The organism is Allomuricauda sp. M10 (assembly GCF_020782875.1).
In the GTDB taxonomy this organism is placed as follows: Bacteria; Bacteroidota; Bacteroidia; order Flavobacteriales; family Flavobacteriaceae; genus Flagellimonas.
This window is the reverse complement of sequence record NZ_JAJGBN010000001.1, coordinates 851,713-877,102: the sequence shown is the minus strand read 5'-3', so window position 1 is coordinate 877,102 and position 25,390 is coordinate 851,713. Positions and strand designations below refer to the sequence as shown.

The following is a 25,390-nucleotide window of genomic DNA, read 5'->3' as shown; positions in this document are numbered from 1 at the left end:
CTATTTTATTTTGAGTCTCCATTTACAGTTCGTAAAAAATATCAGAAACGAATACGGCTACAAAATCCACCACAAAAAGCAACAACGAAGCCATGACCACCGCTGTATTGGCGGCAATGCCAACCCCTGCGGTTCCCCTACCCGTTTTATACCCTTTATAACAGCCTGTGAGACCAATCACAAAGCCAAAAAAGAAAGATTTGATAGTGGCAGGGATCAAATCCCCAAAGGACAGGGCTTCAAAAACTTTGTTGAAATACAATCGGAACGAAACATTTCCCTTGAAGAATTCAACCAAGGAAGAACCATACAAGGCAATCAAATCCCCAAAAATGACCAATAAAGGCAACATGAGCGTTGCGGCCAGAATTCTGGTGACCACCAAATATTTAAAGGGATTGGTACCGGATACTTCCATGGCATCAATCTGTTCGGTTACTTTCATGGAACCCAATTCGGCTCCAAAACCAGAAGCGATTTTACCGGAACAGATCAAGGCCGTGATCACGGGTCCCACTTCCCTGACTATGGAGATACCCACCATATTCGGCATCCAAGAAACCGCCCCGAACTCGATCAAGGTGGGCCGGGTTTGCAAGGTCAGTACCAAACCGATGATAAATCCCGTGGTCATTACCAATAATAAGGATCTGTTTCCTACCTGATAACATTGTCTCAACAGTTCTTTGAACTCAAACGGTGGGTTTACGGCCTGTTTAAAAAATCGTGCCGCAAAAAAGGAAAGATCTCCGATCTCTTCAAAAAAATGCTTGGTCTTTTGGACCATGTTGAACTTGACATCCATAATCGCCATTAATATGAATCCTCTGGCCCATATTAGGATATTAAAACTAATCCAAACCAAAACTTCTTGGAATGACCTAGATCATTTACTCGAATAGCCCCGCTGCCCTACCTTGTTGTGTTAAATAGTTTCGCCATGAAAAAGTTCATTTTATTTCCGCTGGTCTTGTTTGTTCTTCTAGTTGTGCAAGCTTGTGGCCCTGTCCTCGTCTCCGCACGTTTGGGAGATCCACCACCTCCATGGTTTTATCCACATCGCGTGGAAACCGTTCGTTATGTTTTCTTTCCAGATATCAGTATATATTATGATCTGTCCTCCAGAACCTATATCTATTTGGATGGAGGTATTTGGGTAAGGCATCGGGAATTGCCCAGCCGATATCGCAGTCAAGACCTGAACCGCTATCGCTACGAAAGAGTACGCAATTATACAGAGGATGACATCCAACGTTACCACCAAGAAAACAACGCCAACAGGGGGCGTAGCAACAAAACAGTAACGCGAAGAAGTAATTAGAAATGCAACCTAAATCAAAAAAATGACCAATGTCCTATTCATAAATACGGCATTGATTGTACTTTTATGGGATACAAAATTTTAAAAGATGCTCAATTCAGAGAGAATAGGAAATGAATTTTACCAGAACCTTGGTAAGTTATTTTATGCTGTGGCCATGGCCGACAATCAGGTAAGGGCCGTTGAAACCGAAAGGGTCCGAAAATATGTGAGACAATATTGGTTGGATGTGGATCAAGTGGAGGATGAATTTCAATCCGATGCTGCCTACCAGATTGAAACAGTTTTTGATTGGTTGGAAGAAGAGGAAATGGACGGGAATGAATATTTTGACCAGTTCAAGGAATTTTACAAGGACCATCCTGAAAAATTTACGCCAGCATTAAAAAAATTGATCATGGAAACGGCTGAATCCATTGCTAGCTCCTTTGCGGGTAAAAACAGCTCTGAAATGTTGATGCTGGTAGAGCTTGAAAAGTTGTTCGCCCATTAAAATGAATGTAGCTGACTATATCGATCATACCAACCTAAAGCCGACAGCCACAACCGAGGATATTCAAAAGTTGTGCGAAGAGGCCAAAATGTATGGCTTTTATGCTGTTTGCATCAATGGTTGCCATGTGCCATTGGCAACATCAGCCTTGAAAAACTCGAACGTAAAATTGGCCGCGGTTATCGGATTTCCCTTGGGAGCCATGTCCACACAATCCAAAGTCTTTGAAGCCAAGGATTGTGTGAAAAACGGTGCGGATGAAATTGATATGGTCCTAAATGTGGGTTGGTTAAAATCAGGAAGGTTGGATGCAGTACGAGACGAGATCAAAGCCATTAAAATGGCCATTGGCGACAAAGTTCTAAAAGTAATCCTGGAAACCTGCTACCTCACGGAAGCTGAGAAGGAAATTGCCTGCACCCTATCCGTTAAAGCTGGTGCCGACTTTGTAAAAACCTCCACAGGTTTTGGCAGTGGTGGTGCTACGGTGGAAGATGTCATTTTGATGAAAAAAATAGTCGGGAACAATGCAAAAATAAAAGCGTCTGGCGGCATCAAGGATAAGCAGACTGCATTACAATATATTGAATTGGGTGTTTCCAGGATAGGAACCTCATCCGGCCCCACATTAATGCAATAAACCAAAACGATGAGCATACATATAGAAGCAGAAAAAGGTGAAATTGCAGAAACTGTACTGATGCCGGGCGATCCCCTTCGAGCCAAATGGATCGCCGAAACCTTTTTGGAGAATCCCGTCTGTTACAATCGGATCAGGGGAATGTTGGGATACACAGGCACCTACAAAGGACATCTTGTTTCCGTGCAGGGCAGCGGAATGGGCATGCCTTCCTCCATGATCTATTTTCATGAGCTCATCAAAGATTATGGGGTAAAAAACATCATTCGGGTTGGTTCGGCAGGTTCATATCAGGCAGATGTAAAAGTGAACGATGTGGTCTTGGCCATGGCGGCCTCCACTACTTCGGGCATGAACAATTCTAGGTTCCTTAATTCGGATTATTCCCCAACAGCAGATTTTGAGCTGTTCCAAAAAGCGGTGAACTATGCTGAGGAAAACAACATTCCCATAAAAGCGGGCAACATTCTTTCTTCCGATGAATTCTATGGCGACGATCCCGAGGAATACAAGCTTTGGGCACAATATGGCATTCTCTGTGTGGAAATGGAAACTGCGGGACTCTATACCATCGCGGCCAAATACAATATCAAGGCATTGACCATTCTGACCATTTCAGATTCGTTGGTCACCGGAGACAAATTGACTCCAAAGGAACGGGAGACCTCTTTTACGGATATGGTGGAAATTGCCTTGGCTGCCGCCATTTCTTAAAAAGTCAACAATTGGCACTTTTGTTCAAGTGGCAAGCCTGAAGTACTTGGTTGGTCTTACTTCCATCACGATACACCGTGATTCCCTTTAACCCGAATTCCCAAGCGGTGCGGTAAATTTCAGAAATGGTCAAAGTATCTACATCATTGGGCAAATTGATAGTTTTGGACACGGCATTGTCCGTATACTTTTGAAATGCCTGTTGATGCAGCAAATGATATTTCCATGGAATCTCCAAACTGGTCTTGAAGCATTTTCTCATTTCCTTTGGAATGGCATCTAAATGTTGAATACTACCAGTGGTCAATACTTCGGTTTGCAATTTTTCATTCCAAAGACCCAGTTGCCTCATCTTCATTACAAATATAGGGTTCACTTCCATTTGCGTTTGGTCATCCAAAATTCCTACCCGACGATACGCCAAGGCATATAGCGGTTCAATGGAATAGGACGTATCGGCAATCACGGAGATACTTCCAGTGGGCGCTATACTGTTGCAGGTGGCATTTCTCATGGGAGAATCAGGATAAAAACTACTCTCTTTCCAATTTGGAAAATTGCCTCTCTCTAAAGCCAATGTTCGGGATGCCTGATAACTTTTGGTCTGTATAAACTGCATCATTCGCCCTGCCAGTTCCACAGCTTCATCGGATGCATAAGGAATATCCAAAAGAATCAATAATTCCGCCCAGCCCATTATGCCCAATCCAATTTTTCGGTTGTTTTTGGTCTCAGTTTCAATTTGAGGAAGTAAATAATGGTTAGCAGAAATGACATTGTCCAAAAATCGGACGGCCAAGTTACAGTCATGCTCCAAAGTATCCCAATCCATTCGCCATTTGTTGTTTTCCAACTTGACCATTTTGGAAAAGTTCAAGGAACCAAGGTTGCAACTTTCATATTCGAACAATGGAACCTCCCCACAAGGGTTTGTACTCAAGATGGGCCCTTTCTTCAATAATGGGTTGTGTTTGTTGATGATATCTAAAAATATCAGTCCCGGGTCCCCCGTGGCCCACGCCCTGGATACGATCAAATCCCAAAGTTCCTGAGCCTTTATGGATTTCATCACTTTTTGTGTCCGTGGATTGATCAAATTCCACAAACCATCATCCTGTACTGCTTCCATAAAAGCATCCGAGATTCCAACGGAAAGATTAAAATTTCGGAGTTCATCCCCTTCCGTTTTTGCGGTAATGAATTCCTCAATATCCGGATGGTCCACATTCAAGATACCCATGTTTGCACCCCGTCTTTTTCCTCCTTGCCTCACTTGCTCGGTGGCCGCATCATACACTTTGATAAAGGCCAAAGGCCCAGGGGAAATTCCACCTGAGGAAGAAACCGTATCTCCTTGTGGCCGGAGTTTTGAAAAGTTATAACCGGTTCCCCCTCCACTTTGATGGATCAAGGCCATATTCTTTAAGGTTGAAAAAATGCTATCCAGACTATCTTCCACAGGTAACACAAAACAGGCGCTCAACTGTCCGTTTGGTAGGCCGGCATTCATCAAGGTGGGCGAATTGGGCAAAAAATGAAGTCTGGTCAGTAGCTCATAAAATACCTTCGACCATTTGCCTTGATCTTCTTCAACACTGGCAATGTGACTGGCTACCCGTTGAAAAAGTTGTTCGGGAGATTCCACAATCTGCCCATCTGAATTTCGATACAAATACCGAGCTTCAAGCAATTGAACAGCATTTTGGGAAAGTTTCATTTTATTTCAAACTAAAACCAATTAAATGTACCCTGTATTTCATTTTAACGCTATGATCGTAGTCAGTACAATATCTTATTTTATTCACTTTTGAAACTGTTCCGCACTTTCCGATCACATCCTATTTGGCTATCTTTATCCTGAAAGTTTAAAACGAAGACCATGCGCATCATCACTTGGAACGTGAACGGTATCAGGGCCGTTGTCAAAAAAGATTTTTTTGAAAACATCAAGAGTCTAAACCCTGATATCCTTTGTCTGCAAGAAACGAAAGCACAGGACCATGAAGTAGAAAATGAGCTTTCCACCATGAACAGCTATACTTCCTATTTCAACTCGGCTGAAAAAAAAGGATATTCCGGCACCGCCATTCTCAGTAAGGCAAAACCTCTTTCCATTAAAAATGACATGGGTGTGTCCGAACATGACTCCGAAGGCAGGATCCAATGTGCGGAGTATGATCATTTTTATTTGGTGAACGTTTATGTGCCCAACTCAGGGCAGCAATTGGACCGTTTGGATTACAGAAAAATATGGGATGCCGACTTTTTGGCCTATTTGAAAAATCTAGAAGCCACCAAGCCGGTAATCGTTTGTGGGGATTTCAATGTAGCGCATCGCCCTATTGACCTCAAAAATGATAAATCAAATTACAACAAGACTGCGGGGTATACCCAAATCGAAATTGATGGAATGGATAATTTTTTGAACTCCGGTTTTGTGGATTCGTTCCGACAATTGCATCCAGGCAAGGAGGCCTACACGTACTGGAGCTACCGTTTTAAATCAAGGGAGCGCAATGTGGGTTGGCGTATCGATTATTTTCTGGTCAGTCCCTCTTTAATGGAAAAAGTAAAATCCGTAGAAATTTATCCGGATGTAATGGGTTCGGACCACTGCCCCATTGCTTTGGACATTGAACTATAAAAAATGAAAAGCCCCCAAATTTGGGGGCTTTCTTGTGTTGGTCGGTTATTTTCCGTTATCTCATAATTTGATTGAGGCACCAATTCCGATCATGGAAGTGGTCATATCATAGGAAACCTCGCTACCGGGAATGGCTCCATAAGGAGGATACGCTTGTGCGAATTGAGGATTCAACAAAGGTCCGGATGTGGAACCACCGCTGGTACCATAATGATAAAGGGCATCCAAAGTGAATTTTTCACTGAACTGATAACTCAATCCCACTTGAAAGGCGTTTTTGATAATCGCAGTGGCAGGAATGTTGAAAAAGGCCACATCACTATCAATTGGGTTGGAACTATAGGTATAGCCCACCCTGATCGGCATCTTGTTGATTCCTTTGTATTGCAATCCTGCTGAAACAATGTTGATGTTCTTCCATCCAAAACCTTGAACGGAAGCGGTTTGGGTCCAGCCCACGGTTGAAAAACCATCAGTGTTCTCGTAATCCACGATCCTATAATCCACGGCCACATCAATGGTACCCAACGAATAGCCCAAACCAAATGATAAAATGGCAGGATAATCCATATTAAAGGTGTTGGTGCTAGTGGTGCCATCCAAGTAGGTGTTGTCCAATTCAAAATCCCCAAAACTCTGGGTAGTTTTATAGGACACCCCAGCTTTTATGCCTGATGAAGAATTATAGAAAATACCTACTTGTCCACCGAACCCAATTGCAGAAGCTTTATCTGTTGAAGGATATCCTGCTTGGGTTGGATTTGCCGTTGGGTTGGGCATCAATTCCAATGCGGCATAATCAAGGGTCGGCTGAATACCGATAGAGAGTTCATCGGTCAACTCGTAGGCCCATGCCAATCCAATTTGTAGCAACATATAATCAGATTCCACCCTGCCAAAACCTCCCATGCTCTGTGGCATGTTGATAGGGTTGGTCATACTTTCAGGGAATGTCACACCAAATCCACTAATTCCAAAAATGGAAGCGCCAAAGGTATGTTTACTCTCTGGCTTGCCCCAAACCATGGCCAATGCGGGCATTGGGGAAACACCTCGATCATCTTCAGTAGTGCCACTATAAAAATTTCCGGTGGGTTGTCCCTCACCATCAAATTCAGGAACAGTGGAACTCAACTCCGGAGAGGAGAAGAACAAGCCAAGATCCAATTTTAGGATCGTGTCGTCAAAGGTCGAAATGGTGGCCGGGTTCCAATGTAATGCTCCCGAAATATCTAGGGGCTGAGCGGTAGCCGCTCCACCCATGGACATATTCACCGAACCCACCCCTTGCATAATGTGCCCCGCCTGGGAGAACATTGCTGTTGAAAAGAAGTAGGCGCACAATAAAAAGAAGAAATTTTTCATTTGAACAGATTTAGACAGTAAATGACTTTTTCACCTGTTTTGCCAATGTGAACAAGCACCAATTGCTGTAAAGTTGATACTGGTCACAAACCTACGCACAAAAGGCTCAAAATTGTATGATAAATGTCACTCTTAACAATGGTACAAGACTTCAAGATGAAAGCGTTAACATTTCCAAAATCTTCCGACTAAAACAGCATATCAAGTAAAAACCTTCGTCATGAATTTTAAATCCATCCTTAATTTGGCCTTGCGTGCGGTGCCCGCAGTCATCCTGTTACAAACCTTATACTTCAAATTTTCAGCAGCACCCGAGTCCGTTTATATTTTTTCCACCTTGGGTTTGGAGCCTTATGGGAGGATTGGACTTGGCGTATTGGAATTAATCGTGGCCATACTCCTCCTTATTCCTAAAACTACTTGGATGGGTGCACTATTAGGTGTTGGCATCATGAGCGGTGCCCTATTTTCACATCTTACCAAATTAGGCATTGTGGTACAAAATGATGGCGGCACCCTTTTCATTCTGGCCTTGATTACCTTTGTGTTCTGTGTGATTCTACTTTGGAAAAACAGAAAAGAAATTCCTTTTCTTAAGTTGTAAATAAATGTAATCCCGATAAAAAGAAATAGCACGGGGATTGGAATTTGCTGTGTATCTTGTGGTTCGATGAGAACCGTAATCAATTTTTGGAAAAAATCTCTTTTCTTGGGTTGGACTTGGGGTATGTGTCTGTGGATAGGTTCCATACAGGCTCAGAATGACACCACATACATCATCAATTATGCGGATAAAATTATTCTAAAAGCCAATTTGGACACCCGAACGGATGCATTTAAGTACAAAAACAGAGAAGACGGGTCCCAACTCCATTTGGTTCCCAATAGTCGTTATCGGATGTTCCTTTCCTTGGATTATGAGTTTATCGGGGTGAGTGTAGGTTTGGTTCCGAAATTTTTAGGTGCCAATGCCGATGAAGACCTAAAAGGTTCCACTAGTTTTACCGATTACAATTTCCGGTTCTTTTTTGGCAAGTGGGTTCAAGGCATATCCTATAGCAGGACCAATGGGTATTATGTTCGGAATACTTCGGATTTTGTCCCGGGCTGGTCCCAGGGAATTGACCCCTATCTTCAGTTCAATGACCTGAGCAATTCCATTTATGGCATGTCTACTTCCTATGTGTTCAACCCCAATTTTTCATACCGAAACATTGTGTATCAAAATGAATGGCAAAGAAAAAGTAGTGGTAGTTTGGTAGCTTCCCTATTTTATGATTACTCCATTCTTACATTGAATGAAGAAAGTGTGGAAGCCAAAGAAAAGTTCTTCAATGTGCGCTTGGCCCCTGCTTATTATTATACATGGGTTTTGCACCAGAACTGGTTTCTGTCCGGTAATGTCTCTCCGTCGTTAGGCATTAAAACCTCAAAATATGAATCACCAACGGACACGGCTACAGAAACAGAAAGGAATACCTATTTTACCAAGCAACTGTCTGGAGGCATCAACTTGGGGTTCAGTTCGGAAAAAGTCATATTCGGCATCAATGTAAATGTAAGCGCAGATTGGTACAATGAAGATGCTTCAACCAGTGTAGAGACCGACCAATTTTATGGTTTGCTTTATGTTGGGTATCGTCTAGAACCGCCCAAAGCAGTCAAAAAGCTATTCCATCCTTGACGTGTAATTATATAAGGCCCCGGGCTATTCCCCAGGGCCTATATTATTTAGACGTTACCGCCTTACGCAGCCAAAGATCCATTTATTAAGGGAGTCCATTTTTCAATAAGCTCTATTTCGCCATTGATCTGCGAGTATTCATCTGAATTGAAAAGCTCCAATCGTTTTACATTCAAACTTTTGTCCTTGAAAAAGAACAACAGCTCTATTTTATCGATTACGGATTCAGTGCCATTTTTGGTCCTGATCTTGCGCTTGGTAAGTTCCGGCACACATTTTTGAACCTGATCCAAAAGGATGGTTGTTCTGATCTCTTGTGTTTTGCTTTTTTTATAAAAGAACACATGGGTTTTTGATTTGGAAAGGCCAATGGCAAATTCCATCCCATAATCCGCTATTCCAATGTCGTTATTGCTTGAAGACGCCATTGCGTTCAATCCAACCAACAATTCTTTCTCTTTATTTTTTCTGCTTTTGCTCAATATTACCACTGGCAATACGAACAGGGCTATTGCAAACAACCCCATGATCGATGTTCCTAATTCCATGGAAACGTATATTTAATAAATAATTGATATAGGTAAAATCCACCTATAACCACGTTAAAAGGTGGGGCGGTATTTTAAATACCTGTCCATGGAAATGTCACCAAAAAAAATGAAAGGGATATAATAGGTCTATTTTCCGTTGTGCAATGGAAAAATGGAGATTCCTATCAACTTGATTGGTGAGTAGATTTTTAAAATGAAGTACATGTGCCACTTGAATGGCCCATACATGATCGGTATCCCCGTTGGAAGGTTGGAAGGTAATGGCCTCAACACTAATCGTGTGGTCCGAAGGCAGACCATGATCAAAGTGGTTGTTAGAATTATCGGGTCGAAACCAATCTTGTGAGTTTTCCTTGATGCTAAAAGAACCCGTTTCCTTAGGTTGGTAACCCACTGAAGTTGACACATTTATGGCCAGTAACAAAAAAACGGATAGTATGTTTTTGATTGCCTTCAATGCATATCTTTCTAAGCAAGCACAAAAGTACTTATTTAATCAATTGGCTGTTCATCCTTTGGCAAGGAAAGAGAGGTGTACACTTTATCAAGCACCTCTGGTTTATCTGTAAGGACTACCAACTTGTCATTGGCCTCTATCACCGTTGAACCATTAGGGGTCAAATAATTGCCTTCGCGTTCGATCATGGCGATAATGGCATTCTTTGGAAAGTCAAGGTTTACTATTTTAAGCCCCACAGATGGAGCATCATCCTTAATTTTGATTTCTCTCATAACCGCCTTTGGATGTTCGATAAGGAGTTCATCTGTTGGGGATAAAGGTTTGGCCTTTTCCGGTAGCCCAACACGCAGCCATTTTGCAACAATGGGCAACGTACTTCCTTGAATGAGTACCGAAGTAAGCGACACGAAGAATACAATATTGAAAATAGTATCAGCCTTATCAATTCCCGCCAAAAGCGGATAGGTCGCAAACACTATAGGCACGGCTCCCCTCAATCCTACCCATGAAATGTAGAATCGTCTTCGGAGTTTCATCCTGAACGGCAACAACGAAAGGAATACCGCAATAGGTCTGGCCACAAAAATCAAAAACAATGAAATCAACAGCCCAATTCCAATAAATGGAACTATTTGGGAAGGAAACACCAATAGACCAAGCGTAAGGAACAAAACGATTTGCATAAGCCACGCCAAACCATCGAACATCCGCATGATGGTCTTTTTATGGATCAGGTTTTGGTTCCCCAGATAGACTGAACAGATGTAAATGGCTAGGAATCCGTTCCCTCCTATCCTATCCGTTGCCGAAAATGTCATAAACATTAAAGCAATAGTTAGCACGGGATATAGACCTTCAAAGTCCAATTTTATCCTATTGATGACAATCTTACTCAATTTACCAAATAGAAAACCGGAAATACCACCTATTGCCATTTGAAGGAAAAATAAAGGTAGAACAGACCATATTCCTTTTTCAGGATGTTGCACCAACGACAAAAAAGCGATGGTGAGCACATAGGCCATGGGGTCATTACTCCCACTCTCCAACTCCAAAGTGGGTCTCAGGTTCTTTTTAAGGGCCAAATTCTTGCCCCTTAATATGGAAAATACTGCTGCTGCATCTGTTGAAGATACAATTGCACCTAACAATAAACTTTCATATAGACCAAAATCGGTTATCCAATAAACAAAATATCCCAAGCCGATCGCCGTGAGCAAAACTCCCAAGGTGGAAAGAGCAACACCTTCCTTCAATACCGGCTTTACAGATTGCCAACTCGTATCCAATCCACCAGAGAACAAAATGAAATTAAGGGATACCACTCCAACAAACTGAGCAATCTTAGGGTTATCAAAGTAAATGCCTCCGATACCATCCGACCCGGCCAACATTCCTATGACCAAGAACAATAATAAAGTAGGGACACCAAAACGGTAGCTGGTCTTACCGGCAATAATGCTGATGAGCAACAAAACCGAACCGATCAAGATGATGTTTTCTATGGTGATATCCATTCTTCTTTTCCGTGCTTTTTATTACGGGACAATTTTATTAATTGAAGACTTCTGATAAGCATAATGCTAAAAGTATCACTTAAAAATCTACCGAATTCTGCGATAGCGAAGGTACACCAAAATGCCCTATTCATCGTTCCAATTCGGGGCTGTCGGCATAATACTGTCACAAGGAAAATCGTGCTAATGTGTTCGTTTATCCGTTCAATAATCCCGTTAATCAGCATATTAGGTGTTTTTAAATCAAAAAACGGTAAAAAATATTCGATAAACTGCACTTTTTTATCGTTAAAATCAAAAACCTATGAAAAATTCATAAGTATTCCCTTAAAATCTTTTTGATCTTTGTCATGTATTAACCCCCAAATCAGTACACCATGACACGTTCAATCTTTTACAGCCTACTAGTTTCAGTTACAGTTTTTGCAAGCCAAAACACTTTTGGCCAAATGGCAAAAGAAATGCTCTATACCATCGAAGGTGGGGTATCCGCAGAAGAAGGATACGTTCCATCCATGTCGATAACCAAAGATGGCCAAACTGCCTACTTCAGCAAAGCCACTTACCAAAAACCACTTTATGGGGTTTTCTCCAAAAAAGAATTGATCCATGAAATTTACCGTGCCAAATTAGTCAACGGTGAATGGACCAATATTACCAAGATGGCCGTTTGTCCTGAGCATTACTCAGCCAAACACCCTACTGTTTCCGAAGATGGAAAAAGATTGTTCTTTGCTTCCAACATGAAAGGCAGCTATGGTAAATATGACATTTATGTTGCCGATATCAAAGCCGATGGAAGCTTAGGTGTCTCCAAAAACTTAGGTCCCAAGGTAAATACCAAAGAAGATGAGCTATATCCAAGCATCTATAATGGAACCCTGTTGTTCTTTGCATCAGAAGGAAGGGAAGGATTCGGTGGACTTGACCTGTATGCCACCCAAGTGGTTCAGAATACATTAACTACTTCCGTAAACCTTGGAAGCCACATTAATGGCAAAAGCGATGAGTACGCCATTCAATTGAGCCCTGAAAAGAAAATGGGATTCGTAGTGTCTAACCGTGGATTTAATAACACTATATCACAATACACCGTAGCATACGGACGTTCCAATAAGCAAGCTGATTACAACGACGTTGCGGATAGCGATGCAGGTCTTCAAACAGTATTGAACGCTGGTTCCAATTATGTGGCCAACTCTTACGAAGACCAATAAGAATAAAATAATAGGAATACACGGAATCGGTCAACTACCTGAAGTGTCAAAATGGTGCTGTTTCACATAGCCGAGTATCGAAACACTCATGACCATGATAAGAAAGACAGGGGGAACTGAAAGTCTATCATAGAACGCGGGTTGTATTATTTCAATCTGACCGATTTTACTAAGAATAGGGTGCTGATGGGACGGCACCCTATTTTTTTATTTACACCATTACATATCAATAAGTTATGTGTAACTTATCGGATAAAATGCACGTTATACCGATATTCCAAAAGTGCAGTTGAACGAAAAACACTACAAAAAATTCCATAATAGAGGAAAAAATTCTAATTTGACTCATGAAATAATACAATCCCAAATCTATTAGTCATGAAAAAAAGTTACAACACTCGGAAAAAAGGCGTTCCAAAGTCCCATTTGGAATAGCTTTCCAAAGAGGTAAACCTACACCTCAACTACACCCAATTTTTGATTAGATCCCTTTGGGATCGTACCTGGTTTTACTTGGTTAAGCCTTGGTAATTCAATTTTTGTATTTTGTTGTTAATCAGCACTTTGCAATCTATTGGTTTTGTCCAAACTTAACCTTCCAAAGCCGTGGAATGGGCATGTTTTGCCCAATGCTAACCTTTTAAATTTTAATAATGTAAAAGAATTCATCCCCCAAATCTTTCTTATCATGAAAACTAACACATTAAAAATTGCCATCATCGATAATGATGAGGCACTCGATCCCATTTACCGACTTTATTTTAATGATGAAGCAACCTACGAACTGCACGGTGTTTACAAATCGGTACACGAACTGTTGTCCAATTTTGGACGTTGCACTCCCGACGTTATCCTTTGCGAGGCCCAGTTGAACGGCATTTCAGGTATTGATGGTCTCGACTATTTTTACAAAAAGAATGAAGACCTTAAAGTACTGATGATGAGTCAAAAGAACGATTTCAAGCTTATCAAGGAAGCTTTCCGGAAGGGAGCCAACGGATTCCTGATCAAACCTTTGACCAAGGAAAGATTGTTCAGCGCATTGGATGCTTTGGGTCAACATGGTGTGGCCTTGGAACTGGATGTGGCCAAAAAAATCATCAGTTCGTTCCAAACGAAGGGTTACGACTCTTTTTCACGAAAGGAAAATGAGATCATTGAACTGTTCACCCAAGGCTTTACCTACAAAATGATCGCGGATAAACTCTGTGTTTCGGCCAGTGCGGTGAATTTCCACATTCAGAACATTTATGTAAAACTGAACGTGAACTCCAAATCCGAGGCTTTAAAAAAGTTGAAGGAAATGGAAATACGGCAATTGAATGCGGCTTGATGACTAATTAACTCCAATGAAAAAACCCTGACTCGCGTCAGGGTTTTTTGTTGTTGATTATACTAAATATGGATTATTTCACTTCTTCGAAATCCACATCTTCTACATTGTCACCTTCGGCTTTTGAACCACCTGCGGCGCTATCAGCACCAGCAGAAGTATCGGCTCCGTTGGCCTGTGCGGCATCGGCCTGGGCTTTGTACATTTCCTCGGAAGCTACTTTCCAAGCTTCGTTGATTTTGTTCAAAGCAGGTTCAATTACTGCCACATCCTTGCTTTCATAAGCCTTTTTCAATTCTTCCAAAGCATCTTCAATTGGCTTTTTCTTGTCTGCGGACAATTTATCCCCAAACTCCTTCAACTGCTTTTCGGTCTGGAAGATCATTCCATCGGCCTCGTTCAACTTATCGGCAGTATCCTTGGCTTTTTTATCTGCTTCGGCATTGGCCTCGGCTTCGGCTTTCATCTTTTTGATTTCTTCATCAGTCAATCCAGAAGATGCCTCAATACGGATATCCTGTGTTTTGTTAGTGGCTTTGTCCGTAGCCGAAACCTTGATGATACCGTTTGCATCGATATCAAAAGTTACTTCGATTTGAGGAGTACCTCTTGGCGCTGGTGGAATTCCATCCAAGTGGAACCTACCGATGGTCTTGTTATCCGCTGCCATAGGTCTTTCCCCTTGCAACACGTGGATCTCAACCGATGGTTGATTGTCCGCAGCAGTAGAGAACACCTGGGATTTTTTGGTCGGGATGGTCGTGTTGGACTCGATCAATTTGGTCAATACACCACCCATGGTCTCGATACCCAAGGAAAGTGGGGTAACATCCAACAACAATACATCCTTCACATCTCCGGTCAATACACCACCTTGGATTGCGGCACCCACGGCCACCACCTCATCAGGGTTAACCCCTTTAGATGGTTTTTTGCCGAAGAATTTCTCAACTGCTTCCTGAACTGCAGGAATACGGGTAGAACCACCTACCAAGATAATTTCGTCAATATCACTTTTAGAAAGTCCGGCAGACTTCAAAGCCGTTTCACAAGGAGCAATGGTCCTTTTAACCAAATCCTCGATCAACTGCTCAAATTTGGCCCTGGTCAAGGTTCTCACCAAGTGTTTAGGACCGGTTGCCGTAGCCGTTACGTATGGCAAGTTAATCTCCGTCTGTGCAGATGATGACAACTCGATTTTCGCTTTTTCAGCGGCTTCTCTCAAACGTTGAAGGGCCATGGCATCCTTTCTAAGGTCCATGTCCTCGTCTTTCTTAAACTCTTCGGCCAACCAATCGATGATTTTTTGGTCCACGTCATCACCTCCCAAGTGGGTGTCACCATCTGTGGCCAAAACCTCGAATACACCATCACCCAACTCTAGGATGGAAACGTCATGCGTACCACCACCAAAGTCGAATACCACAATCTTTTGGTCCGTATCTTTTTTGTCAAGACCGTAAGCCAAAGATGCAGCGGTTGGCTCGTTGATGATTCGCTCCACGGTAAGTCCGGCAATTTCACCAGCCTCCTTGGTAGCCTGTCTTTGGGAATCGTTAAAGTAAGCAGGCACCGTGATTACCGCCCTGGTTACATCTTGTCCCAAGTAGTCCTCGGCTGTTTTCTTCATTTTTTGAAGGATCATGGCCGATAGTTCTTGTGGTGTGTACAAACGACCGTCGATATCCACCCTTGGGGTATCGTTGTCGCCCTTTACCACTTTATAAGGAACCCTTTCCGCTTCCTTTTGCGATTCGGAAAACTTGTTCCCCATGAATCGTTTAATGGAATAAATCGTTTTGTGTGGATTGGTTACCGCTTGTCTTTTAGCTGGGTCTCCAACTTTGATCTCCCCGCCTTCAACAAAGGCAATCATGGATGGGGTTGTACGTTTACCTTCGGCATTTGGAATCACCACTGGTTCGTTACCCTCCATTACAGAGACACAGGAGTTGGTCGTACCCAAGTCTATACCTATAATTTTGCTCATTGTATCTAAGTTATATCTGTTTAAAATTCTTTTTGTCTTCGGACATGAAATGTCAATGATCATGCCATGGACAATAATCTGACAAGGTGTCAGCTAATTGCGAATATTTTTTTGAAAGTCCGGCAAATGGGCATCTGCTTGAACAAAAACCAAAATGATGTCATCCCAAATTGGAAATTCTCAATTATTAGGGATCAAGATGCTATATTTGAAAATCTAAATTATACGGATGGAATGTATCAGTGTTTTTGATATGCTCAAGATTGGGGTCGGCCCTTCCAGTTCCCACACGTTAGGCCCGTGGCGTGCCGCCGAGCGCTGGATAAGCGAGCTGGAGGACGAAGGTGTTTTTGAACAGGTACAATCCATTTCCGTAGCACTTTATGGCTCACTCTCACTAACAGGTAAGGGACATGCCACCGATGTTGCCGTAGCCATGGGACTTTTGGGAGCCGATCCTGTAACCGTCCCAATTGACAGTATTACAGGAAGTATTGACAGGATTAAGGAACAGGGAAAGATACTTTTTGGTGGGAAATTGGAAATTCCATTCAATTATTCACAGGATATTACTTTTAAAAAGGAGTTTTTGCCCTTTCATGCCAATGGCATCCGTTTTACAGCCCAATTATCCAATGGCAAGTTTACTGAAGAGACATATTATTCCATTGGTGGGGGATTTGTGGTGAAGGAAGAACTCCTCCATTCCAAAGAAAACAAGGAGACGTTCAAAACCTTTCCTTATCCCATTCAAACAGGAAACGAATTGCTGCATTATTGTGAGGCGGAACAGAAGTCCATTTCAGAAATTGTGATGGAAAACGAACTTTCCTTGCGAACAGCCCAGGAAATTGATGAAGGGTTGCAAAATATCTGGAATACCATGCTGGAGTGCATGTATGTGGGCTGCCATACCGAAGGTACGCTCCCTGGCGGACTCAATGTAAAGCGCCGGGCTTTTGACATGCATCAAAAACTGAAGGGAACGGTCCCCTACTCCAATCCACAAGAATGGCTGGAAGGTATTCGTGATACGGAGGTGAAATTCCGCCAGATCATTAAATGGGTCAGTTGTTTTGCCTTGAGTGTCAACGAGGTAAATGCCTCACTGGGCAGAGTGGTCACGGCCCCGACCAATGGAAGTGCCGGTGTTATCCCTGCTGTGCTGATGTACTATATGGTCATTGAAAACCACGATGCCAATTTTGATGATGTAAGACAGTTTCTTCTGGTCGCCAGTGAAGTAGGGAGCATTTTCAAAAAAGGGGCTACCATATCTGCTGCCATGGGTGGTTGTCAAGCGGAAATTGGGGTGTCATCCGCTATGGCCGCCGCTGGGTTGACAGAACTAATGGGTGGTTCACCGGAACAGGTGCTTATGGCCGCCGAAATTGCCATGGAACACCACCTCGGCCTTACCTGTGACCCTATTGGTGGCTTGGTACAGGTGCCATGCATTGAACGTAATGCCATGGGTGCCATTAAAGCGATAAACGCAGCGGAATTGGCTTTGGATACCGACCCAAAAGATGCCAAGGTGCCGCTGGATAAAGTGGTGAACACCATGTGGGAAACAGCCAAGGACATGAGTTCCAAATACAAGGAAACCTCCGAAGGAGGTCTTGCCGTGGGGGTATTTTTGAGTGATTGTTAATCCAAACAACCCTCTTTTCCACGAGTGTCTATCAAATAAACGATTTTCCATTCCCCATCAAAATCCACCAATTGAAAGGAATCGATTCCACAGTGGCTAAAGGTATCGTTCAGCCAAAATTCGTATCCCACCCAGGCATTGGCCATGGTACGGTCTATTTGAATGGAAAAGGAAGTCAACTTCTCCTCGAACTTTACACTATCCGGAATGGAAACAATAGATTTCAGGAATTTGGAGAACTCCTCAATCTTGAACAAGGTTTTTCCTTGAGGATTCTTAGCCGTTGTCTGCAGGACTACATTATCTGCAACGGTTGATTTAATGATAGTGGAATCCTGTTTATGGAATCCATCAAAAAAGGTCTCGATAACGCCTTGAATCTTTTGCTTGGTTTCTTCTTCGGAAGGGCTTGGCCCCTGCGCATTTACCGTTACAGCTAAAAGAAAGAGTATCAGTGCGCTAAGTATATTTTTCATTTCTTTAGTTTTTTGATTGAAGTCCAAATTAAACAAATCTGCTTACATTTAGCTGATAAATAACGAGGACAATGTCTGTTGCGAAAAAAGAATACAAAAGGATAACCGTTAAGTCGTTGGTGGAAATGAAACAAACTGGGGAGAAAATCTCCATGTTGACTTCCTACGACTATTCCATGGCCAAAATTGTGGATGCTGCCAATGTAGACGCCATTTTGGTGGGTGATTCGGCCAGTAATGTAATGGCCGGTCATGAGACCACCTTGCCCATAACCCTGGATCAAATGATCTACCATGCCTCTTCAGTGGTTCGTGCCACCAAAAGGGCCTTGGTGGTCGTAGATATTCCTTTTGGTAGTTATCAAGGGGATTCCAAGGAAGCACTGCGCTCCGCTATTCGGATCATGAAGGAAAGTGGTGCCCATGCCGTAAAGGTGGAGGGCGGTTCGGAAATCAAGGTTTCCATCAGTAGGATATTGGAAGCGGGCATCCCCGTTATGGGACATTTGGGACTTACGCCACAATCCATTTATAAATTCGGGACCTACACTGTTAGGGCCAAGGAAGAAGAAGAAGCGGATAAATTGATGGAAGATGCCAAATTGCTAGAGGAATTGGGCTGTTTCGCCATCGTCCTTGAAAAAATTCCTGCCAAATTGGCCAAAAAGGTTACGGAAAGTGTTTCCATTCCTGTAATCGGAATAGGTGCTGGAGGCGGTGTTGATGGTCAGGTTTTGGTGGTACACGATATGTTGGGCATGACCCATGAATTCCACCCAAGGTTCCTGAGACGTTATCTGAATCTTTATGATGAGATGAGCAATGCCATTTCCCAATACGTGGAAGATGTAAAAAGCAAGGACTTTCCCAACGAGGAAGAATCATACTAGACTGTTGGACAATTGGATAGTTAGATTATCGGAATATTAAAAAAAGAACATTATTATTTCAGCCTCCATGAAACAGCCAATATGCATCGATTTAAGGAATTGGAAATATGGAAGCTGAGCAAAACATTTTGCTCGGACATTTATCAAGTCAGCAACAATTTTCCTGAAACTGAAAAATTCGGCATTACAAATCAATTGAGAAGGGCTTCAGTATCGGTTCCATCCAACATTGCAGAAGGATGTTCCAGAAGTTCAAATAAAGAATTGTCTCATTTTTTGGAAATTGCCATCGGATCCATGTATGAATTAGAAACCCAACTCCTCATATCAAACGACTTGGGATTTCTTACAAACCAGCAAACACAAGAACTTGTCCAAAAACTCAATGGAATCATTAAAATGACTTCAAAGTTTAAATCAACCTTAAAGTGAAATCCAATAATCCTGAAATCCAACGATCCAATAAATCCAATCTCCAGGTCCTTTTTGAGGACAATCACCTTATTGTGATCAATAAACGTGTTGGGGATATTGTACAAGGTGACAAAACTGGCGATTCCCCTTTGAGCGATGTGGTCAAGGAATATCTCAAAGAAAAATATAACAAACCCGGCAATGTGTATCTGGGCGTGGTCCATCGGTTGGATCGGCCTACTTCCGGTTTGGTGGTTTTTGCAAAAACTTCCAAGGCACTTCCCAGATTGAACAAATTATTCTCCGAAGGAAAGACAAAAAAAACGTATTGGGCCGTGGTTAAAAATCCACCTGAACAAGATAGTGCTACCCTCACCCATTGGATGGTCCGCAATCCCAAGCAAAACAAATCCTATGCGCATTCCAAGGAAGTTCCTGACAGTAAAAAGGCTGTTCTGGATTATCGCCTGATCAAAAAACTGGATAGTTATTATTTGTTGGAAATCGACCTAAAAACAGGACGCCATCATCAAATTAGGGCGCAATTGGCCACTATGGGCTGCTGGATCAAGGGAGATTTGAAATACGGAGCAGACCGAAGCAACGCTGACGGAGGCATACATCTACACGCCCGAAGTTTGGAATTGGAACATCCCGTGACAAAAGAATCCATCACCTTTGTGGCACCGCCTCCAAAAGACCCTGTTTGGGATGCTTGTATTAACGGGTAAGGGCCAATGCCTTTTCGCGTATGATTTGTCCGACAGGCTTGTTCTCCAAGTGACTTTCCAGCCATGAAAGGATGTCCAAATACAGGAATGCCCGCTTTTCATAAGGGTGATTTTCGTATTTCTTCAGTTCGTTATACAACTTTTGGAACTCGTTCTTAAGATCCGTTGGATAGATTTCCCCAAGGTTCCTCAAGAATTTGATCATCTCCTTTTGAACAGCATGTAAGTCGTTCATTTTCAACAAGAACTTGTACGTGCTTTTAAGTTGCACTTCCAAATGATAGTCCATTCCGGCTTCGTAGTGGGCCACCAAACTCAGCACCCGTGCAAAGCACATTAGATCCTCCCGCATTTTGAGGTTCTTGTTGGATATGATTTTTTTGAGATAAACGATGCAGTTTTTATTGTCCCCATGACCGAAATACAAACAAGCAATCTTGTAATAAAGCAACATAATGTGGTGCTCATCTATCCTTTCCTTGTGTTTTTTGATGCCGTACTCGATGATGTTCACCAAGTAGATACCCTTTTCAAAGGTGCCTTCCAAAAAGTGAAGGTTCAATTTATTGGTGTTGATGTACAAAAAAGCCAAGGAAGCAATATTGTCGTTCTGCGGAAAATTGGGATCTTCCACCTGCTCTTCCAATCGTTCCAAAGTTTCCCTAAACTGGGAAGCGTACTTCACAAAAAAGAGCGATTCCAACAGATAGTGGTTGCCTTTCAAGTAAAACACAGGGTTTAATGGAATCATGCCTGGGTTGTCATTGAAAAGATCAACCCATTTACTGGCATATTTGTAGGCTGACAAAAAGTCCTGGGTCAACAAGCTGTACCAGAGGTAGGCCTTATACAACCACAGTTTTTCCCTAAAACCTAGACTTTCCAAATCATAGTTGGGCAAATGCGTCTCAAAATAGGTCTTAACTGTATTAAGGTCCTCATCACTTCGTACATAACCTACCTTCAACATCATACTATACAATTGAAGCGAAAGGTTGGATAATTTGCTGGTCATGACATTGTGGGCACTGAGTTCCTTGGCCTGTACGGCCAATTCATCCGCACGATCCGGGATACTTCGGGTGATGTACTGGGTCTCGATTACCTTTTCCAACTCCACAATTTCATAGGCCACATTCTTTTCCTCATTTTCAATAGCGAAACTTTTGGCCTTGTCCAATATTTTCAAGCTTTGCTTGTAGAGCCCTTTTTGATAAAGGATAGTGGCAAAATCCAATTGCTCACGGATCTGTATCCGTACATTTTGATTCACCGGATTCAACCGTAAACTGACCAAAATTTGTTTATAGAGGTGGGCCTTCAAGTTGGAAAGCTGCGCTTTTGTGACAATGCCACTTTCCAAAATTTGATGCTCATCATACTTTCGCATCTTGTCCAACAGGTTAAACAGCGCCAAAAACTTCGCATCCGTATTGACCCCCAAGCGGCCAACATACAGTTTAAATTGGCGCTTTTCCGATTTGGAAAGCGATTTTATCAACACAAACAACGCGTCCTTATGGGCATTTGTCATCGTAAAAAAATCAATTTAAAATATTGTATTTCAGTAATTTAAATTACTCAGTATGTAATTTAACGTTGTAACGAAACTTAGCCTACCTTTCATTTTAGCCCTACCTTCTCTATTTTCGTATATCCTAGAAAAAACAGATTGGAATAATGGGTAAAGATAAGGTACAAATTTTTGATACAACGCTAAGAGATGGAGAACAAGTTCCGGGGTGCAAATTGGACACGGAACAAAAATTGGTGATTGCCGAACGGTTGGATCAACTGGGTGTGGATGTGATCGAAGCCGGTTTCCCTATTTCCTCCCCTGGCGACTTCAATTCTGTACAGGAAATTGCCAAATTGGTGAAGAATGCCACGGTCTGCGGATTGACACGTGCCGTTAAAAAAGATATCGAAGTGGCCGCCGAGGCCATCAAAATTGCAAAAAGACCAAGAATACATACCGGAATCGGAACTTCTGATTCCCACATCAAATTTAAGTTCAACTCCACCCGCGAGCAGATTATTGAAAGAGCTGTGGAAGCCGTGGCCTACGCCAAAACCTTTGTGGAAGACGTGGAATTTTACGCAGAGGACGCTGGTCGTACGGACAACGAGTATTTGGCCAGGGTCTGCGAAGCCGTTATCAAAGCCGGTGCCACTGTTTTGAACATTCCCGACACCACTGGCTATTGTTTGCCAGAAGAGTACGGAGCCAAAATGAAATATTTGAAGGAAAACGTTACGGGCATCGATAAGGCCATCCTGTCTTGCCACTGCCATAACGATCTTGGACTTGCCACTGCGAATTCTATTGCAGGGGTTATCAACGGAGCGCGCCAAATTGAATGTACCATCAACGGTATCGGTGAACGTGCCGGAAACACTTCGCTTGAAGAAGTGGTGATGATCCTGAGACAACATCCGTATTTGAACCTAGATACCAACATCAACAGTAAACTGTTGTGGGATACCAGCCAAATGGTTTCCCAAAAAATGGGAATGCCCGTTCAACCCAACAAGGCCATTGTGGGGTCCAACGCATTTGCGCACAGTTCTGGAATCCATCAAGATGGGGTCATCAAACAAAGGGAAACCTATGAAATCATCGACCCAAAAGATGTTGGTGTAAGTGAATCATCCATTGTGTTGACCGCTAGAAGTGGACGTGCCGCTTTGGCCTATCGAGCCAAAAAAGTAGGTTACGAACTCACCAAATTGCAATTGGACGTGGTTTACGAGAACTTCCTGAAATATGCGGACCGCAAAAAGGAAATCGTGGACAACGATATCCATGAAATTGTGGAAACCAGCAACATCGGTATTCAAAATCTTGCTTAAACAAAGGTCTTTCTATGCACCTTAACATTGCTTTACTTCCTGGTGATGGTATTGGACCCGAGGTTTTGGCCCAGGCGGTAAAATGTTTGCAAGCGGTAGAAGAAACCTTTAACCATACCATTACTTTTAAGGAAGCTCCTGTTGGGGCCATAGCCATTGAAAAAAAAGGCACTCCCCTTCCTGAGGAAACATTAAGTCTCTGCCAAGAAGCGGATGCGGTATTGTTCGGTGCAATCGGTGACCCTAAATATGACAACAATCCAGATGCGAAGATTAGACCGGAACAAGGTTTGCTGCAATTACGCAAAGCACTTGGGCTGTATGCCAATATCAGACCTGTAATTTCACACCCTACCCTGTTAAACAAATCCCCGTTAAAAAAGGAAATTATCGCAGGGACGGATTTTGTGATCTTTAGGGAATTGACCGGCGGCATCTATTTTGGTGAGAAAAAATTGAACAACGCAGGAACTGTTGCCTCCGACCTTTGTGAATATTCCGAGGAAGAGATCAGTCGTATTGCCCATTTGGCCTTTAAGGCTGCCAAGGCCCGAAAAAAGAAACTGACCCTAGTTGATAAAGCCAACGTGTTAGAATCTTCCAGGTTATGGAGAAAAGTGGTTACTCGAATCGGTGAAAGCTATCCTGAAGTGGCCTTGGATTATATGTTTGTGGACAATGCTGCCATGCAGATCATTCTGAACCCGACCCAATTTGATGTGATCTTAACTGAAAATATGTTCGGTGACATCCTATCTGATGAAGGAAGTGTGATCAGTGGATCCATCGGATTGTTGGCTTCCGCCTCCATTGGGGACGAAAATGCCCTTTTTGAGCCCATTCATGGATCTTATCCACAAGCCAAGGACAAAAATATTGCCAACCCCATTGCTTCCATCCTATCTGCAGCTATGCTGTTGGAACATTTTGGACTAGATGAAGAGGCTTGGGCCGTGAAAAAAGCAGTGGACAAGTCCTTAAAAAAAGGCATTGTTACTGTCGACCTGAAATCCAAAAGTCAATATGGTACCAACCAAGTGGGAGATTTTATCGCTCACAACATTGTGGATATTGAGGACAATTTCAAGATGAACGATGAAAACATTGATCTAGGGAAATCCACTATTATTTAGCAACTACCTTTTCACCTGTCAACGACTGTAGCGTTTCATCGAACTGTTGTTTGAATTGCTCAAATTTTTCACCTGTAGCAGGTCCGTTGAACCCGGTGTGTATTTTAGAAACCTGTCCGTCCTTGTCAATGTAAATTGTTGTAGGATAGGACAATATATGATTGAGCATAGGCAATTTTTCGTTCGCCATTTGTTTGTTGGAGGTACCATATTGCGCCAATAAAATGGGATAAGGAACATCTTCACGCTCTTTTAGCCGTTTGATGCCTTCAAATGCCTTCTCCTCCGTTTTGGCATATTCAAAGGCCAAACCAACAAACTGAACATCCAATTCAGGATTTTTCTCCAAGAAATCGACATAGAACCGGGTCTCGTCCAAACAATTCGTACACCAAGTACCCATAATCTGAACCAACACGGGTTTGTCTTTAAAAATAGGGTCGGAAAGGTTCACCATTTTTCCTGTTTCATCGGGGAAAGAGAAATCCAGTTTTTCATATCCATCCCTCAAATAAGTAAGACTATCGGAGTCGGGTAGTTCAAAGGCTTCATTTCGTGCGCCCAAAAACTCCTGAACGCTATGTCTGCCAGAATAAAATTTACCATCCAGGGTACTATCGGTCACCTGAGCCAAGAACAAAAACACATGTGATCCATCAAAAGCAGAAAGTTTGAGACTGTCCCCGGACAACACCCCATCCAGATAGCGGTAATCCCCGGTTTTAGTGCGGAAAGTGCCTTTCACTTTGTTCCCATTCTGCATAAAAATGCCCTTGGCTGGGTACTCATTGTCCGTATTCACGTTGAAATAAGCTTCCCAAATACCGGAAATGTTCACCTTTGCATCTTGTTTTATCTCAAATCGGTCACGTTTGCCAAATGTTGCGGTAAAGGGCACGGTGCGTTCTTTACCTTCTTCAATAAAATCTCCTTTGATTTCATTTTCAGTATAGGTTCCAGAAATATGGCCCTCAAAAATGGGCATCCTTATGTTGATGGAATCTCCGCTAAAGGTAAATTCATCTACAATCACCTCCTCTTCAGCATTGTACATTTTCATGAGATAATTGCCTGCTTCGTCCTTGGAAAGCGTAAAATTAAAAGGCAATTCTTGCCCCTCAGAAACACCTAAGGTAGCCCGCCAGTCTCCAAGGGCCAATTCCTTTTTCGCTTCCTTTTTACAAGACGTAACCGCCAGTAAAACAATCACTAACAAGGACCATTTCCATTTCATATAATGAAAGATTTTTCCTAAATGTAGCAAATCCAGTCGACAACATATCAAACCAAACGGTATATGACCATTATTT

25 protein-coding genes are annotated in these 25,390 nt (G+C 42.5%); 15 read left to right on the top strand and 10 right to left on the bottom strand.

Features of this window, described 5'->3' with window-relative positions; all coding sequences use genetic code 11:
- Positions 1-22: 22 nt before the first annotated feature.
- A complete protein-coding gene (locus LKX84_RS04120) occupies positions 23-805 on the bottom strand; it encodes an MlaE family ABC transporter permease (RefSeq protein ID WP_228235843.1) in 783 nt (260 codons plus the stop codon).
- Positions 806-940: 135 nt separating this feature from the next.
- Between LKX84_RS04120 and LKX84_RS04115 the strand changes: the two genes are divergently transcribed.
- From LKX84_RS04115 to deoD, 4 genes are all read left to right on the top strand, one after another.
- Complete coding sequence (locus tag LKX84_RS04115) at positions 941-1,321, top strand: hypothetical protein (protein WP_228235842.1); 381 nt, start codon at positions 941-943, stop codon at positions 1,319-1,321.
- Positions 1,322-1,409: 88 nt separating this feature from the next.
- Positions 1,410-1,814 (top strand): TerB family tellurite resistance protein, encoded by a 405-nt coding sequence (locus tag LKX84_RS04110; RefSeq protein ID WP_228235841.1) that lies wholly within the window; start codon positions 1,410-1,412, stop codon positions 1,812-1,814.
- 1 nt (position 1,815) lies between these two features.
- Positions 1,816-2,454 carry a deoxyribose-phosphate aldolase gene (gene deoC / locus LKX84_RS04105; RefSeq protein WP_228235840.1) on the top strand — a complete coding sequence of 213 codons (639 nt, stop codon included), beginning with the start codon at positions 1,816-1,818 and terminating at the stop codon, positions 2,452-2,454.
- 9 nt (positions 2,455-2,463) lie between these two features.
- Positions 2,464-3,168, top strand: coding sequence for a purine-nucleoside phosphorylase (deoD, locus tag LKX84_RS04100; RefSeq protein WP_228235839.1), 705 nt, complete (start codon positions 2,464-2,466; stop codon positions 3,166-3,168).
- 4 nt (positions 3,169-3,172) lie between these two features.
- On the opposite strand, the gene LKX84_RS04095 is transcribed toward deoD, so the two are convergent.
- Positions 3,173-4,885, bottom strand: a complete 1,713-nt coding sequence (locus LKX84_RS04095; protein WP_228235838.1) for an adenosylcobalamin-dependent ribonucleoside-diphosphate reductase — start codon at positions 4,883-4,885, stop codon at positions 3,173-3,175.
- Positions 4,886-5,047: 162 nt separating this feature from the next.
- Between LKX84_RS04095 and LKX84_RS04090 the strand changes: the two genes are divergently transcribed.
- Complete coding sequence (locus tag LKX84_RS04090) at positions 5,048-5,812, top strand: exodeoxyribonuclease III (RefSeq protein WP_228235837.1); 765 nt, start codon at positions 5,048-5,050, stop codon at positions 5,810-5,812.
- Positions 5,813-5,872: 60 nt separating this feature from the next.
- Here the strand turns inward: LKX84_RS04090 and LKX84_RS04085 are convergent, their stop codons facing one another.
- Positions 5,873-7,177 carry an OmpP1/FadL family transporter gene (locus LKX84_RS04085; RefSeq protein ID WP_228235836.1) on the bottom strand — a complete coding sequence of 435 codons (1,305 nt, stop codon included), beginning with the start codon at positions 7,175-7,177 and terminating at the stop codon, positions 5,873-5,875.
- 220 nt (positions 7,178-7,397) lie between these two features.
- Between LKX84_RS04085 and LKX84_RS04080 the strand changes: the two genes are divergently transcribed.
- A complete protein-coding gene (locus LKX84_RS04080) occupies positions 7,398-7,781 on the top strand; it encodes a DoxX family protein (RefSeq protein WP_228235835.1) in 384 nt (127 codons plus the stop codon).
- A gap of 66 nt (positions 7,782-7,847) precedes the next feature.
- Positions 7,848-8,861: a DUF4421 family protein gene (locus tag LKX84_RS04075; protein ID WP_228235834.1), complete on the top strand. Its 1,014-nt coding sequence runs from the start codon at positions 7,848-7,850 to the stop codon at positions 8,859-8,861.
- Positions 8,862-8,923: 62 nt separating this feature from the next.
- Here LKX84_RS04075 and LKX84_RS04070 read toward each other — a convergent pair whose 3' ends face one another.
- The 3 genes from LKX84_RS04070 to LKX84_RS04060 all read right to left on the bottom strand — a co-directional run bounded on the left by LKX84_RS04070 (position 8,924) and on the right by LKX84_RS04060 (position 11,389).
- Positions 8,924-9,409, bottom strand: a complete 486-nt coding sequence (locus LKX84_RS04070; protein ID WP_228235833.1) for a hypothetical protein — start codon at positions 9,407-9,409, stop codon at positions 8,924-8,926.
- A 97-nt stretch (positions 9,410-9,506) separates the two neighbouring features.
- Entirely contained in the window at positions 9,507-9,869 is a 363-nt protein-coding gene (locus LKX84_RS04065) for a hypothetical protein (protein WP_228235832.1), read from the bottom strand.
- A 35-nt stretch (positions 9,870-9,904) separates the two neighbouring features.
- On the bottom strand, positions 9,905-11,389 hold the full coding sequence (locus LKX84_RS04060) for a potassium/proton antiporter (RefSeq protein ID WP_228235831.1): 1,485 nt from the start codon (positions 11,387-11,389) through the stop codon (positions 9,905-9,907).
- Between the two features lie 377 nt (positions 11,390-11,766).
- Between LKX84_RS04060 and LKX84_RS04055 the strand changes: the two genes are divergently transcribed.
- Both LKX84_RS04055 and LKX84_RS04050 read left to right on the top strand, forming a co-directional pair.
- A complete protein-coding gene (locus LKX84_RS04055; protein WP_228235830.1) occupies positions 11,767-12,606 on the top strand; it encodes a TolB family protein in 840 nt (279 codons plus the stop codon).
- A gap of 688 nt (positions 12,607-13,294) precedes the next feature.
- Positions 13,295-13,939 carry a response regulator transcription factor gene (locus tag LKX84_RS04050; RefSeq protein ID WP_228235829.1) on the top strand — a complete coding sequence of 215 codons (645 nt, stop codon included), beginning with the start codon at positions 13,295-13,297 and terminating at the stop codon, positions 13,937-13,939.
- 73 nt (positions 13,940-14,012) lie between these two features.
- Here the strand turns inward: LKX84_RS04050 and dnaK are convergent, their stop codons facing one another.
- On the bottom strand, positions 14,013-15,929 hold the full coding sequence (dnaK, locus tag LKX84_RS04045) for a molecular chaperone DnaK (RefSeq protein WP_228235828.1): 1,917 nt from the start codon (positions 15,927-15,929) through the stop codon (positions 14,013-14,015).
- Positions 15,930-16,158: 229 nt separating this feature from the next.
- Here dnaK and LKX84_RS04040 point away from each other — a divergent pair, with 229 nt between their 5' ends.
- Positions 16,159-17,583: an L-serine ammonia-lyase gene (locus LKX84_RS04040; RefSeq protein ID WP_228235827.1), complete on the top strand. Its 1,425-nt coding sequence runs from the start codon at positions 16,159-16,161 to the stop codon at positions 17,581-17,583.
- On the opposite strand, the gene LKX84_RS04035 is transcribed toward LKX84_RS04040, so the two are convergent.
- Positions 17,580-18,059: a nuclear transport factor 2 family protein gene (locus tag LKX84_RS04035; RefSeq protein WP_228235826.1), complete on the bottom strand. Its 480-nt coding sequence runs from the start codon at positions 18,057-18,059 to the stop codon at positions 17,580-17,582. The genes LKX84_RS04040 and LKX84_RS04035 overlap by 4 nt on opposite strands.
- 71 nt (positions 18,060-18,130) lie before the next feature.
- On the opposite strand from LKX84_RS04035, the gene panB reads away from it, so the two are divergent.
- From panB to LKX84_RS04020, 3 genes are all read left to right on the top strand, one after another.
- Entirely contained in the window at positions 18,131-18,949 is an 819-nt protein-coding gene (gene panB / locus LKX84_RS04030) for a 3-methyl-2-oxobutanoate hydroxymethyltransferase (RefSeq protein WP_228235825.1), read from the top strand.
- An 81-nt stretch (positions 18,950-19,030) separates the two neighbouring features.
- Positions 19,031-19,381, top strand: coding sequence for a four helix bundle protein (locus tag LKX84_RS04025; protein ID WP_228235824.1), 351 nt, complete (start codon positions 19,031-19,033; stop codon positions 19,379-19,381).
- Positions 19,378-20,094: an RluA family pseudouridine synthase gene (locus tag LKX84_RS04020; protein ID WP_228235823.1), complete on the top strand. Its 717-nt coding sequence runs from the start codon at positions 19,378-19,380 to the stop codon at positions 20,092-20,094. Before LKX84_RS04025 ends, LKX84_RS04020 begins: the two co-directional genes overlap by 4 nt.
- On the opposite strand, the gene LKX84_RS04015 is transcribed toward LKX84_RS04020, so the two are convergent.
- Entirely contained in the window at positions 20,084-21,628 is a 1,545-nt protein-coding gene (locus LKX84_RS04015; RefSeq protein WP_228235822.1) for a hypothetical protein, read from the bottom strand. The genes LKX84_RS04020 and LKX84_RS04015 overlap by 11 nt on opposite strands.
- Positions 21,629-21,774: 146 nt before the next feature.
- Here LKX84_RS04015 and LKX84_RS04010 point away from each other — a divergent pair, with 146 nt between their 5' ends.
- Together LKX84_RS04010 and leuB are read left to right on the top strand one after the other, a co-directional pair.
- Entirely contained in the window at positions 21,775-22,947 is a 1,173-nt protein-coding gene (locus LKX84_RS04010; RefSeq protein WP_228235821.1) for a 2-isopropylmalate synthase, read from the top strand.
- A gap of 14 nt (positions 22,948-22,961) precedes the next feature.
- The gene (gene leuB, locus LKX84_RS04005) at positions 22,962-24,080 is read left to right on the top strand and encodes a 3-isopropylmalate dehydrogenase (RefSeq protein ID WP_228235820.1); all 1,119 of its coding nucleotides are present in this window, start codon (positions 22,962-22,964) and stop codon (positions 24,078-24,080) included.
- On the opposite strand, the gene LKX84_RS04000 is transcribed toward leuB, so the two are convergent.
- Complete coding sequence (locus LKX84_RS04000) at positions 24,073-25,314, bottom strand: peroxiredoxin family protein (RefSeq protein WP_228235819.1); 1,242 nt, start codon at positions 25,312-25,314, stop codon at positions 24,073-24,075. The genes leuB and LKX84_RS04000 overlap by 8 nt on opposite strands.
- Between the last annotated feature and the right edge of the window lie 76 nt (positions 25,315-25,390).

What these genes read in the sequence shown, in the direction of transcription:
- LKX84_RS04120 (WP_228235843.1), bottom strand. Translation starts at nt 805, where the DNA reads ATGGATGTCAAGTTCAACATGGTCCAAAAGACCAAGCATTTTTTTGAA.
- LKX84_RS04115 (WP_228235842.1), top strand. Translation starts at nt 941, where the DNA reads ATGAAAAAGTTCATTTTATTTCCGCTGGTCTTGTTTGTTCTTCTAGTT.
- LKX84_RS04110 (WP_228235841.1), top strand. Translation starts at nt 1,410, where the DNA reads ATGCTCAATTCAGAGAGAATAGGAAATGAATTTTACCAGAACCTTGGT.
- deoC (WP_228235840.1), top strand. Translation starts at nt 1,816, where the DNA reads ATGAATGTAGCTGACTATATCGATCATACCAACCTAAAGCCGACAGCC.
- deoD (WP_228235839.1), top strand. Translation starts at nt 2,464, where the DNA reads ATGAGCATACATATAGAAGCAGAAAAAGGTGAAATTGCAGAAACTGTA.
- LKX84_RS04095 (WP_228235838.1), bottom strand. Translation starts at nt 4,885, where the DNA reads ATGAAACTTTCCCAAAATGCTGTTCAATTGCTTGAAGCTCGGTATTTG.
- LKX84_RS04090 (WP_228235837.1), top strand. Translation starts at nt 5,048, where the DNA reads ATGCGCATCATCACTTGGAACGTGAACGGTATCAGGGCCGTTGTCAAA.
- LKX84_RS04085 (WP_228235836.1), bottom strand. Translation starts at nt 7,177, where the DNA reads ATGAAAAATTTCTTCTTTTTATTGTGCGCCTACTTCTTTTCAACAGCA.
- LKX84_RS04080 (WP_228235835.1), top strand. Translation starts at nt 7,398, where the DNA reads ATGAATTTTAAATCCATCCTTAATTTGGCCTTGCGTGCGGTGCCCGCA.
- LKX84_RS04075 (WP_228235834.1), top strand. Translation starts at nt 7,848, where the DNA reads ATGAGAACCGTAATCAATTTTTGGAAAAAATCTCTTTTCTTGGGTTGG.
- LKX84_RS04070 (WP_228235833.1), bottom strand. Translation starts at nt 9,409, where the DNA reads ATGGAATTAGGAACATCGATCATGGGGTTGTTTGCAATAGCCCTGTTC.
- LKX84_RS04060 (WP_228235831.1), bottom strand. Translation starts at nt 11,389, where the DNA reads ATGGATATCACCATAGAAAACATCATCTTGATCGGTTCGGTTTTGTTG.
- LKX84_RS04055 (WP_228235830.1), top strand. Translation starts at nt 11,767, where the DNA reads ATGACACGTTCAATCTTTTACAGCCTACTAGTTTCAGTTACAGTTTTT.
- LKX84_RS04050 (WP_228235829.1), top strand. Translation starts at nt 13,295, where the DNA reads ATGAAAACTAACACATTAAAAATTGCCATCATCGATAATGATGAGGCA.
- dnaK (WP_228235828.1), bottom strand. Translation starts at nt 15,929, where the DNA reads ATGAGCAAAATTATAGGTATAGACTTGGGTACGACCAACTCCTGTGTC.
- LKX84_RS04040 (WP_228235827.1), top strand. Translation starts at nt 16,159, where the DNA reads ATGGAATGTATCAGTGTTTTTGATATGCTCAAGATTGGGGTCGGCCCT.
- LKX84_RS04035 (WP_228235826.1), bottom strand. Translation starts at nt 18,059, where the DNA reads ATGAAAAATATACTTAGCGCACTGATACTCTTTCTTTTAGCTGTAACG.
- panB (WP_228235825.1), top strand. Translation starts at nt 18,131, where the DNA reads ATGTCTGTTGCGAAAAAAGAATACAAAAGGATAACCGTTAAGTCGTTG.
- LKX84_RS04025 (WP_228235824.1), top strand. Translation starts at nt 19,031, where the DNA reads ATGCATCGATTTAAGGAATTGGAAATATGGAAGCTGAGCAAAACATTT.
- LKX84_RS04015 (WP_228235822.1), bottom strand. Translation starts at nt 21,628, where the DNA reads ATGACAAATGCCCATAAGGACGCGTTGTTTGTGTTGATAAAATCGCTT.
- LKX84_RS04010 (WP_228235821.1), top strand. Translation starts at nt 21,775, where the DNA reads ATGGGTAAAGATAAGGTACAAATTTTTGATACAACGCTAAGAGATGGA.
- leuB (WP_228235820.1), top strand. Translation starts at nt 22,962, where the DNA reads ATGCACCTTAACATTGCTTTACTTCCTGGTGATGGTATTGGACCCGAG.
- LKX84_RS04000 (WP_228235819.1), bottom strand. Translation starts at nt 25,314, where the DNA reads ATGAAATGGAAATGGTCCTTGTTAGTGATTGTTTTACTGGCGGTTACG.